The 10,881-nt window shown below is 66.9% G+C and carries 10 protein-coding genes; 7 read left to right on the top strand and 3 right to left on the bottom strand.

The window, feature by feature from the left end:
* Nucleotides 1-23 precede the first annotated feature (23 nt).
* The 3 genes from ACLV74_RS07810 to ACLV74_RS07820 all read right to left on the bottom strand — a co-directional run bounded on the left by ACLV74_RS07810 (nt 24) and on the right by ACLV74_RS07820 (nt 2,274).
* A complete protein-coding gene (locus ACLV74_RS07810; protein ID WP_411878806.1) occupies nt 24-767 on the bottom strand; it encodes a FadR/GntR family transcriptional regulator in 744 nt (247 codons plus the stop codon).
* 21 nt (nt 768-788) lie between these two features.
* Nucleotides 789-1,172, bottom strand: coding sequence for a hypothetical protein (locus ACLV74_RS07815; protein WP_411878807.1), 384 nt, complete (start codon nt 1,170-1,172; stop codon nt 789-791).
* Nucleotides 1,173-1,293: 121 nt separating this feature from the next.
* Entirely contained in the window at nt 1,294-2,274 is a 981-nt protein-coding gene (locus ACLV74_RS07820; protein ID WP_411878808.1) for a 2-hydroxyacid dehydrogenase, read from the bottom strand.
* 68 nt (nt 2,275-2,342) lie between these two features.
* Between ACLV74_RS07820 and ACLV74_RS07825 the strand changes: the two genes are divergently transcribed.
* The 7 genes from ACLV74_RS07825 (at nt 2,343) to ACLV74_RS07855 (ending at nt 10,550) form a co-directional block, all read left to right on the top strand.
* Nucleotides 2,343-4,082, top strand: coding sequence for an IlvD/Edd family dehydratase (locus ACLV74_RS07825; protein ID WP_411878809.1), 1,740 nt, complete (start codon nt 2,343-2,345; stop codon nt 4,080-4,082).
* A 135-nt stretch (nt 4,083-4,217) separates the two neighbouring features.
* Nucleotides 4,218-5,147 carry a sugar kinase gene (locus ACLV74_RS07830; RefSeq protein ID WP_411878810.1) on the top strand — a complete coding sequence of 310 codons (930 nt, stop codon included), beginning with the start codon at nt 4,218-4,220 and terminating at the stop codon, nt 5,145-5,147.
* Nucleotides 5,144-6,025 (top strand): 2-dehydro-3-deoxygalactonokinase, encoded by an 882-nt coding sequence (locus ACLV74_RS07835; protein ID WP_411878811.1) that lies wholly within the window; start codon nt 5,144-5,146, stop codon nt 6,023-6,025. Before ACLV74_RS07830 ends, ACLV74_RS07835 begins: the two co-directional genes overlap by 4 nt.
* Nucleotides 6,026-6,050: 25 nt before the next feature.
* Nucleotides 6,051-6,692, top strand: coding sequence for a 2-dehydro-3-deoxy-6-phosphogalactonate aldolase (locus ACLV74_RS07840; protein ID WP_411878812.1), 642 nt, complete (start codon nt 6,051-6,053; stop codon nt 6,690-6,692).
* The gene (locus ACLV74_RS07845; RefSeq protein ID WP_411878813.1) at nt 6,689-7,480 is read left to right on the top strand and encodes an SDR family NAD(P)-dependent oxidoreductase; all 792 of its coding nucleotides are present in this window, start codon (nt 6,689-6,691) and stop codon (nt 7,478-7,480) included. The genes ACLV74_RS07840 and ACLV74_RS07845 overlap by 4 nt, the downstream gene beginning before the upstream one ends.
* A 202-nt stretch (nt 7,481-7,682) precedes the next feature.
* Nucleotides 7,683-10,040: a heavy metal translocating P-type ATPase gene (locus ACLV74_RS07850; RefSeq protein ID WP_411878814.1), complete on the top strand. Its 2,358-nt coding sequence runs from the start codon at nt 7,683-7,685 to the stop codon at nt 10,038-10,040.
* 96 nt (nt 10,041-10,136) lie between these two features.
* The gene (locus tag ACLV74_RS07855) at nt 10,137-10,550 is read left to right on the top strand and encodes an SRPBCC family protein (RefSeq protein WP_411878815.1); all 414 of its coding nucleotides are present in this window, start codon (nt 10,137-10,139) and stop codon (nt 10,548-10,550) included.
* Nucleotides 10,551-10,881 lie beyond the last annotated feature (331 nt).

A 10,881-nucleotide genomic window follows, 5' to 3' on the forward strand; every position in this document is an offset into this window, starting at 1 on the left:
GTTGTTGTCTGCCGTGGATTCCGTCAGCCCATCTTGAGCATGGGCGCCGGCTGGTTGAGTCGCGGCAGGCGCCGGCGCGAGGCCAGCACCTCCTCGATGTCGTTGCGCGCGCCGTCGATGAGCCGCTGGATCGCGCGCTCGGCGCGGTCGGGGTCGTGCGCGATCACGGCGTCCAGCACCTCGCGGTGCAGCGGCAGTGAATTGATCGGCCCGTCCTTGCGGCGCGTTGAAATTTCAAAGCTGGTGCGCAGCAGGGCACCCAGCGCCTTGCTCATCTGCACCAGCATGCGGTTGCGCGAGGCGCTCAGCAGGCCCTGGTGAAAACGCAGGTCGTGGGTGACGTAATCACCGCCCTCCTCGACCGCGCGCTTCATGCCGGCGTAGGAGAGTTCGACGCCGGCAATGTCTTCGGGCGTGGCGCGCTCGGCGGCCAGGCGCATCGCGGCCGGCTCCACCACGCGGCGCAGGTCCTGCAGGTCGCGCAGGAACTCGGCCGTGAGCCCGGCCTTGGACTGCCAGATGATGACGTCCGGGTCGAACCAGTTCCAGTGCTCCTCGGACAGCACCCGCGTGCCGACTTTCGGGCCGGTGGTGATCAGGCCCTTGGCGATCAGCGACTTCACGGCCTCGCGCACCACCGTGCGGCTCACGCCGAGTTCTTCGCACAGCATGGGCTCGGGCGGCAGCGAGGCGCCCACCGCATAGCGGCCCGCCACGACGGCTTCACCGAGGTGGTCGACCGTGTTGCCGTGGACGTTCTTGATCATGGAAGGCCTTGCAGCGCCGGGCTAGCCGCGCACGAAGAGGGTGACGAGCGGGTCGGGCCCGGCCTGCGCGCTCCAGTGGCCGTGCAGCTGCGCGTCAAAGGTCGCGCCGTCCGGCAGCACGTCGGCCGAATAGAAATGCTGGCCCGGGCCGAACACGCGTGATTCGCCGCCCTGCAGGCCGATTTCCATCTGCCCGCCCAGGATGAACACCCACTGGGGATTGGGCGTGCAATGGAACTGGCTGCGAAAACCCACCGGGCTGTGGCGCAACTGGTAGCCGCCCGATGCGAACAGCCCGGACAGCATCGCCTGCGGCGAGCCTTCGCCCAGCGGGATGGACTCGCTGCGAAAGCGCGCGCGGCCGTCGGTATCGGTATAAAGGACGACTTTTTCAAAAACTGTCAAAACGGGCTCCGGACAAACTGGAAAAAGAGGCGGGCGCGGCAAGCTGGCGGCGCCGGTGGATTGTTATCATATGATGATTAGCCCGCGCGCTTTCTATGGAAAACCCGGGGTAGGGCATGGCTCAGGCACATTCCGGCACCGGCGTGAGCAAAGGCGCGCCGGCAAAATGCGCCCGCAGGTTGTCCGCCGCAAGGTCGGCCATCGCCTGGCGCGTCTGCACCGTTGCGCTGGCCATGTGCGGCGTCAGCACCACGTTGTCCAGCGCCCAGAGCGCCTCCAGCGGATGGGGCTCCTTCTCGAACACGTCAAGCCCGGCGCCGGCGATCACGCCGCGCTGCAGCGCATCGACCAGCGCCGCTTCATCCACCACCGAGCCGCGCGCCACATTGATCAAATAGCCGCCGGAACCCAGCGCCGCCAGCACCTGGGCATTGATCATGTGCCGCGTGCCGGCGCCGCCCGGCGTGATCACGATGAGGAAATCCACCGCCGCCGCAAGCGCCTCAGCGGTCGGGTGGAAGACATAGGGAAGATCGGCCTTGGCGCTGCGGGCCGTATACGCAATCGACATGCCGAAAGCCTGGGCCCGGTCGGCGATAGCCTGGCCGATGCGGCCCAGGCCGACAATGCCCAGCCGCGCGCCCGACACCTTGCGCGCCAGCGGCATGGGGCCTTCCTTGGCCCAGCGGCCGGCCCGCACGTAACGGTCCGCCAGCGGAATGCGGCGGGCCACCGACAGCATCAGGCCTATGGCCAGGTCGGCGACTTCGTCATTGAGCACATTCGGCGTGTGCGTGACGGGAATGCCGCGCTCGATCGCGGCGGAAACGTCTATGCCGTCATAACCGACGCCCATCAGCGAAATGATTTCCAGCGCGGGCAACTGCTGCTGCAGCGCGCGCGGCACTTTCGATTCGCCGCCGCCTGCAATGCCGCGAATCTGCGGCGCAATTTTGGCGAAGGCCGCCGGGTCGCTTTCGTGCAGGCGGTCGTGCACGTCAAAAGAGGCTTGCAGCTGCGACATGAAAAAAGGCGCCAGCTTGGCGACGGAAAGAATTTGCGGGCGGGAAGCAGAGGCGGTCGCGGAAGAAGCTGCGGTCATGGTTTTTACTAGGATTGGAATTCAATGGTATGACGATAATATGTTTAAAGACTTAAGGATTTTCCCGCATGAGCACACCTCCGAAGAAGAAACCCGCCCACGAACTTCGCAGCCAGCAGTGGTTCGGCCGCCAGGACCGCGACGGCTTTGCCTACCGCAGCTGGGTCAAGGGCAAGGGCGTTCCGCACGACCAGTTCGACGGCCGGCCCGTCATCGGCATCTGCAACACCTTCAGCGAACTGACGCCCTGCAACTCGCACTTTCGCACGATTGCCGAGCAGGTCAAGATCGGCGTCTATGAGGCCGGCGGTTTCCCGCTTGAATTTCCGGTGATGTCGCTGGGCGAAACCCTGCTGCGCCCCACCGCCATGCTGTACCGCAACCTGGCCAGCATGGACGTGGAAGAGAGCATACGCGGCAACCCCATAGACGGCGTGGTGCTGCTGATGGGCTGCGACAAGACCACGCCCTCGCTGGTGATGGGCGCGGCCAGCGTCGACCTGCCCACGGTGGGCGTCAGCGGCGGGCCCATGCTGAGCGGCAAATGGCGCGGCCAGGAACTCGGATCGGGCACCGGCGTCTGGAGCATGAGCGAGCAGGTGCGCGCCGGCACGCTCAAGCTGCAGGACTTCTTCGAGGCCGAAAGCTGCATGCACCGCAGCCACGGCCACTGCATGACCATGGGCACGGCTTCGACCATGGCCAGCATGGTCGAGGCGCTCGGCATAGGCCTGCCCGGCAATGCCGCCTACCCGGCGGTGGACGGCCGCCGCAATGTGCTGGCCCGCATGGCCGGCCGCCGCGCCGTCGAGATGGTGCATGAAGACCTCACGCTGTCGAAAATCCTCACACGCGAAGCGTTTGAAAACGCCATCAAGACCCTGGCCGCGATAGGTGGGTCGACCAATGCCGTGATCCACCTGATCGCGATGGCCGGCCGCATTGGCGTGAAGCTCACCATCGACGACTTCGACCGCCTGGCCAGCGAACTGCCCTGCCTGGTCAACCTGCAACCCTCGGGCAAATACCTGATGGAAGACTTCTGCTACGCCGGCGGCCTGCCGGTGGTGATGAAGGAAATCGCGCAGCACCTGCACACCGGCGCCATCACCGCCAACGGCAAAACCATAGGCGAAAACATCGCCGATGCGGAGAACTACAACACCGAGGTCATCAAGCCCCTGTCCGCGCCCTTCAAGGACAAGGCCGGCATCGCCGTGCTGCGCGGCAACCTCTCGCCGCGCGGCGCCGTCATCAAGCCCAGCGCCGCCACGCCCGCGCTCATGGTGCACAAGGGCCGCGCCGTGGTGTTCGAAACCATTGAAGACTTCCACGCGCGCATCGACGACGAAAACCTGGACATCGACGAAAACTGCGTGATGGTGCTGAAGAACTGCGGGCCCAAGGGCTACCCCGGCATGGCCGAGGTCGGCAACATGCCGCTGCCGCCCAAGGTGCTGCGCAAGGGCATCACCGACATGGTGCGCATCAGCGACGCGCGCATGAGCGGCACGGCCTACGGCACCGTGGTGCTGCATACCGCGCCCGAAGCCGCCGCCGGCGGCCCGCTGGCCCTGGTGCAGAACGGCGACATCATCGAACTCGACGTGCCCAACCGCCGCCTGCACCTGCATGTGAGCGACGAGGAACTGGCCAGGCGCATGGCCGGCTGGAAGGCGCCCGAGCCGCCGCTGTCGTCCGGCTACTGGAAGCTTTACATCGACCACGTGCTGCAGGCCGACGAAGGCGTGGACCTGGACTTCCTGGTAGGCAAGCGCGGCTCATTCGTGCCGCGCGACAACCACTGAGGCGGGTACGGCCCGGGTACGAAGGAGGATTCGCCCGGCGGGTACCATTGACGCTTTAAGGCGCGGTGTGTTTTCCCCTGGTTTTCTTCCTGCGGAAGAGCCCGCGTCGGGATGCCGCAAGCCGCCAGGAAACCCATGCAAGCCAGAAAATTCGATGTCGTCGCGCTAGGCGAAGCCATGGTGGAGTTCAACCAGACCACCGCCGGCCAGCCCAACTACCTGCAGGGCTTCGGCGGCGACACCAGCAATGCGGTGATCGCCGCCGCCCGTGCCGGCGCCAGCACCGCCTACCTGACGCGCCTGGGCGGCGACACCTTCGGCCAGTCGCTGATGGCCTTGTGGGCCGCCGAGAACGTCTCCACCGCCGCCGTGCAGCAGGACGGCGAAGCCAGCACGGGCCTGTACTTCGTCACCCACGGGCCCAAGGGCCATGAGTTCAGCTACCTGCGCGCGGGCTCCGCCGCCAGCCGCATGACGCCGGCCTGGCTGCAGCAGGGCGCGGCCGACGCCGTGCGCCAGGCCAAGGTGCTGCACGTGTCGGGCATCTCGCTGGCGATTTCCGCGAGCGCCTGCGACACGGCTTTTGCCGCCATGAAGCTGGCCAGGGAGACCGGCACGCTGGTGTCTTTTGATTCCAACCTGCGGCTCAAGCTCTGGCCGCTGGACCGGGCGCTGGCCTGCACGCGCCATGCGGTGTCACTGTGCGACATCTTCCTGCCCAGCCTGGAAGACATCACCGCCCTCAACGGCATGACAGATCCTGATGAGGTGGTGGACTGGGGCCATGCCCTGGGCGCGAAAACCGTGGTGCTCAAATTGGGCGGCGACGGCGCGCTGGTCAGCGACGGCACACGGCGCGAACGCGCGCCTGTGCATCGCGTGAAACTGGTGGACGCCACCGGCGCGGGCGACTGCTTCTGCGGCAACCTGCTGGCGCGCATCGCCCAGGGCGACACCGTGTTCGAGGCCGCGCGCTATGCCAATGCGGCAGCCGCCCTCACGGTGCAGGGCTATGGCGCCGTGGCGCCGCTGCCGCGGCCCGAACAGGTCAGGGCCTTGCTATGAGCCGCCTCCTCGCTGTCGACTGGGGCAGCTCGTCGCTGCGCGGCGCGCTGCTGGATGCGGACGGCGCGGCGCTTGAAGAACGATCCTTCGCGCGCGGCATCCTGACGGTGGAGGCCGGCGGCTTTCCCGCTGTGTTTGACAGCTGCTTCGGCGACTGGATGACACCCGGCACGCTGTGCCTGATCTCGGGCATGGCCGGCAGCAAGCAGGGCTGGCGTGAAGCGCCCTACTGCGCCTGCCCGGCCGGCTTTGCCGCGATTGCCGCCGCGCTCGAATGGGTGGAGCCCGGCCGCATCGCCATCGTGCCCGGCCTCAGCATCGACAAGAACGGCGTGCCCGACGTGATGCGCGGCGAGGAAACACAAATCTTCGGCGCCCTGCAGTTGCTGGGCTTGCGCGATGCGCGCCTGGTGCTGCCCGGGACGCACAGCAAATGGGCCACGGTGGCGAACCGCCAGGTGACGGACTTCTCGACCTGGATGACCGGTGAGTTCTATGCGCTGCTGCGCCGCCAGTCCATCCTGGCGCGCATGCTGCCCGAGGACGAACCCGCGCTGGACGCCGCCGCCTTCGGCCAGGGCGTCGCCCAGGCGCTGGCCGGACCCGGCCTGCTCAACACCGCCTTCAGCACACGGACGCTGTCGCTGTTCAATCGCATGAGCACCAAAGCCCTGCCCAGCTACCTGTCAGGCCTGGTCATAGGCGAAGAACTCAAATCACAAACGCTGCCGCGCGGCGAGCCCGTGGTGGTCATGGGCGCGGAAGCGCTCACGGCCCGCTACGAACAGGCGCTGTCCCAGCTCGGCGTGCCCGTGCAGCGCGTGGGCGCGGGCGCCACCTGGCGCGGCCTGCGCGCGATTGCCGATACGCTGGCCTAAAGCCCGACACCATCAACAGACCACCATGAACAACGCACACCAAAAATTTTCCAGGGCCCTGACCACCCTCCCCCTGGTCGCCATCCTGCGCGGGCTCACGCCGGCCGAGGCCCTGCCCGTCGGCCAGGCGCTGGTCGCCACCGGCTGGACGCTGATAGAAATTCCGCTCAACTCGCCGCAGCCGCTGGACAGCATCGCCGCGATGGCAAGCGCCTACCCCGAGGCCCTGATAGGCGCGGGCACGGTGCTGACGCCCGAGGACGTGCGCAACGTGCAGGCTGCCGGCGGCGAACTCATCGTCTCGCCCAACTTCAACCCGGCCGTGGTGCGCGAAGCCGCGCGCCTGGGCATGGTCTGCCTGCCCGGCGTGATGACGGCCAGCGAAGCCTTTGGGGCGCTGGAAGCCGGCGCCACGGGCCTGAAAATTTTCCCGGCCGAGATGATCACACCCGCCGTGGTGAAAGCCCTGCGCGCGGTATTACCCAAGCAAACCCCCGTGATGCCCGTGGGCGGCGTCACGCCGGACAACATGGGCGCTTACCTGGCCGCCGGCGCCAACGGCTTCGGCATAGGCTCAGCGCTGTACAAGCCCGGCACCACGGCGGCCCAGGTGGGTGAGAACGCGAAGAACTTCATCGCGGCCTACACGGGTACCATGCGGGCATGAACACCACCTCTGCCACAGCCTCCCCCATTTCTTTCGGCCTGGCCGGCCGCGTCTGCATCGTCACCGGTGGGGCGCAGGGCATAGGCGAGGCCTGCGCGCGCCGCTTCGCGCGCGAAGCCGCCCTCGTGGTGATCGCCGATATCGACGACTCGCGCGGCACGGCATTGGCCAGGGAGCTTGGCGGCCTGTACGTGCACTGCGACGTCGGAGACAAAGCCCAGGTCGATGCGCTCGTCGCGCAGACCGTGGCCGCGCACGGCCGCATCGACGTGCTGGTCAACAACGCCGGCATCTTCAAGGCCGCCGAATTCCTCGACGTGACAGAAGCCGACTTCGACGCCGTGCTGCGCATCAACCTCAAAGGCTCCTTCCTCGTCGGCCAGGCCGTGGCGCGCGTGATGGCGGCCGCCGGCAAGGGCAGCATCGTCAACATGAGTTCTGTCAACGGCGTGCTCGCCATTCCAACGATTGCCAGCTACAACGTCAGCAAGGGCGGCATCAACCAGCTCACGCGCGTGATGGCCTTGTCGCTGGCCGGCCAGGGCGTGCGCGTCAACGCGGTGGCGCCCGGCACCATCGCCACCGAGCTGGCTGCCAAAGCCGTGCTGACCAGCGACGAAGCCAAAGCCAAAATCATGAGCCGCACGCCCATGAAGCGCCTGGGCGAGCCTTCCGAGATCGCCGATGCCGTGGCTTACCTGGCCAGCGACGCGGCCAGCTACATCACCGGTGAAATCGTGGTGGTTGACGGCGGACGCATGACCCTGAACTACACCGTCCCCGCGTAGCCCGCAGGCACGCACCAGCGTGCCGGTTTTCCGGCTTCATTTGACATGGATCATGCGGGCCGCCACGGGAGGCACTGAAGATCATCATGGCCGCCCATGGCGTGTACCCCCAACCCATGGGGCTTGACCTTCCCACAGGGGGAAGGTCTACCCTTGTTCATGGGCCTGGTCCAGGTCTGCAGAACGCAAAAGGAAGCCCTCCATGAATCACACCACCCACGCCGCGCCGGGAAACGCACACGGAACCGGCCACATGCCGCCCGCCGCACCGTCCAGGCTGAAGGATCCCGTCTGCGGCATGGACGTCACCACGGCGTCCCCGCACCACCTTGAGCACGGGGGAAGGCCTTACTACTTCTGCAGCGCCGGCTGCCTGGCGAAATTCTCCGCGGATCCGGCGGCCTATCTCGGTGCGCCCGCCCCCGCCGCTGCACGCGAGCCTGACACGGGCCGGGCCGGCGAAACCCTTTACACCTGCCCCATGCACCCGGATATCCGGCAGAACCATCCGGGCAACTGCCCGATCTGCGGCATGACGCTGGAGCCCGTCATGCCCAGCCTCGATGAAGATGACAACCCGGAGTTGCGCTCCTTCACCCGCCGCTTCTGGTGGACGCTGCCGCTCAGCGTGGTGGTGGCGGTGCTGGCCATGTTCGGCCACCAGCTCGGCTGGTTCGACATGGCCGTGCAGAGCTGGATAGAGCTGGTGCTGAGCCTGCCCGTGGTGCTGTGGGCGGGCTGGCCTTTCTTCATGCGCGGTGCGCAATCGCTGGTGCGCCGCAGTCCCAACATGTGGACCCTCATCAGCCTGGGAACGGGCGCGGCCTTTGCCTACAGCGTGGTTGCCACCCTCGCGCCCGGTGTGTTCCCGGACTCGTTTATTTCCATGGGCCGCGTGGCGGTGTATTTTGAAGCGGCGGCCGTGATCATCTCGCTGACGCTGCTCGGCCAGATACTGGAGCTCAAAGCACGCTCACAGACATCCGCCGCGATCAAATCGCTGCTGGGCCTGGCGCCCAAAACCGCGCGGCGCATCAAGGCCGACGGCACCGAGGAAGACGTGCCGCTGACCCATGTGCACGTGGGCGACAGCCTGCGCGTGCGCCCCGGCGAAAAAGTGCCCGTGGACGGCATCGTCACCGAGGGCGGCAGCGCTGTTGATGAATCCATGCTGACCGGAGAACCCTTGCCCGTGAGCAAACGCCCCGGCGACAGGCTGATAGGCGCCACGCTCAACAGCAGCGGCGCCCTGGTGATGCGCTCCGAGCGCGTCGGCGCGCAAACCATGCTCTCGCAAATCGTGCAGATGGTGGCGCAGGCCCAGCGCTCCAAGGCCCCGCTGCAGCGCATGGCCGACCAGGTGGCCGGCTGGTTTGTTCTTGCCGTGGTGGCCATGGCCGTACTGACCTTCTTTGGCTGGGGATTTTTCGGCCCGCAGCCGAGCTGGGTCTACGGCCTGATCAACGCGGTGGCCGTGCTGATCATCGCCTGCCCCTGCGCGCTGGGCCTGGCCACGCCGATGTCCATCATGGTCGCCACCGGCAAGGCCGCCGGCCAGGGCATTTTGTTCCGCGATGCGGCGGCGATTGAGCACCTGCGCACCGTCGACGTGCTGATCGTCGACAAGACCGGCACGCTGACCGCCGGCAAGCCGGCGTTCGACCGCGCGGTCCCCGCGGCCGGCTTCAGCGCCGACGAGGTGTTGCGGCTGGCCGCCAGCCTGGACCAGGGCAGCGAACACCCGCTGGCCGGCGCCATTGTGGCGGCGGCACGCGAACGCGGCCTGGTGCTGGACACTCCCGGGGACTTCGAATCGGCCAGCGGCATAGGCGTCAGCGGCCGTGTGGCCGGCCGGCAGCTCACGCTCGGCAATACGGCGCTGATGGCGCAGGCCGGTGTCGCGGTGGATGCGCTGCTGGCCCAGGCGGAAGCGCTGCGTGCCGAGGGCGCCAGCGTCATGCACCTTGCGGTCGACGGCCGGCTTGCCGGCCTGCTCGCGGTGGCCGACCCGGTGAAAGCCAGCACCCCCGAGGCGCTGGCGGCGCTCAAAGCCGCCGGCCTGCGCGTGATCATGGCCACAGGCGACGGCCTGACCACCGCCAAAGCCATCGCCGCACGCCTGGGCATTGGCGAGGTGCACGGCGGCGTGCAGCCGGCCGACAAGCTGGCACTGGTCAAGCGCCTGCAGGACGAAGGCCATATCGTCGCCATGGCCGGTGACGGCATCAACGACGCCCCGGCCCTGGCCCAGGCCAACGTGGGCATCGCGATGGGCACAGGCACCGACGTGGCCATGAACAGCGCCCAGATCACGCTGATCAAGGGTGATTTGCGCGGCATTGCGCAGGCCCGGAAAATCTCGGAAGCGACCATCGCCAACATGAAGCAGAACCTCGGCTTTGCCTTCGTCTACAACTCGCTCGGTGTGCCGCTGGCGGCGGGCCTGCTCTTCCCCTTTACGGGCTGGCTGCTGTCACCCATGATCGCTGCCCTGGCCATGAGCCTGAGTTCGGTGTCGGTGATCAGCAATGCGCTGAGGCTGCGCGGACAGCGTTTGTAAACGGCGTTTAACAGGGCTGACTTCGCCCGGTTTGACTGCTAAGCTGCAGTGACATGGCGCCGCTCCGGCGCCAGCCAGACTGAGACTGGGGGCACCATGGCCACGATCTACAAGGAATTCACCGTCGACGCCGGCATCGCAAGTGCCTGGGACGCGCTGCGCGATTTCAATGCCGTGCACAGGCGCCTGGCGCCCGGCTTTGTCATCGAATGCCAGCCCGGCGAAGGCAGCCGCACCGTGACCTTTGCCAACGGCATGGTCGCGCATGAGCTGCTGGTGGGCATCCATGAAGCGGCGCATCGCCTGAGCTACACCGTGGTCGGCGGCAAGGCCAGCCACCACATGGCCTCGGCCCAGCTGTTTGCCGAAGGCGAGAACCGCACCCGCTTTGTCTGGATCACCGACGTGATGCCGGATGCGCTGGAGGGCTACATTGCCGCGATGATGACCCAGGGTGTGGAGGTGATGCAACGGGCGCTCGGCGGCGCTCCGGAAAAGCCTGCGGGCTAAGGAAGCCTTTGTTTGTTTCATTCGCTGATGTTGGGTTGAATTCCGGGGCCGGGGTTGCCCGGCAGCAACTCACTTTTCTTTGCTTCGCCAAAGAAAAGTAAGCAAAAGAAAGGCGACCCTGGTTGCTGCGTCCCTTCGCTGCGCTACGGGCAACCTGCGGTGCTCGGTCCAGCCGGGGTCTGGCTAAACTCGCTTCGCTTGTATGGTTAGGGTGCTGGGGTGAGGAACCACACATTCGCAATCGGCCGTTCACAGCGGACCGACAGTCTGAGCAATTCCCACCCCGCCCTAACGTCGATTAAGAACTGAGCCGCCGCCCTGGCTGCAGAGC

It is taken from the genome of Polaromonas sp. YR568 (assembly GCF_943369415.1).
Classification (GTDB): domain Bacteria; phylum Pseudomonadota; class Gammaproteobacteria; order Burkholderiales; family Burkholderiaceae_C; genus Polaromonas.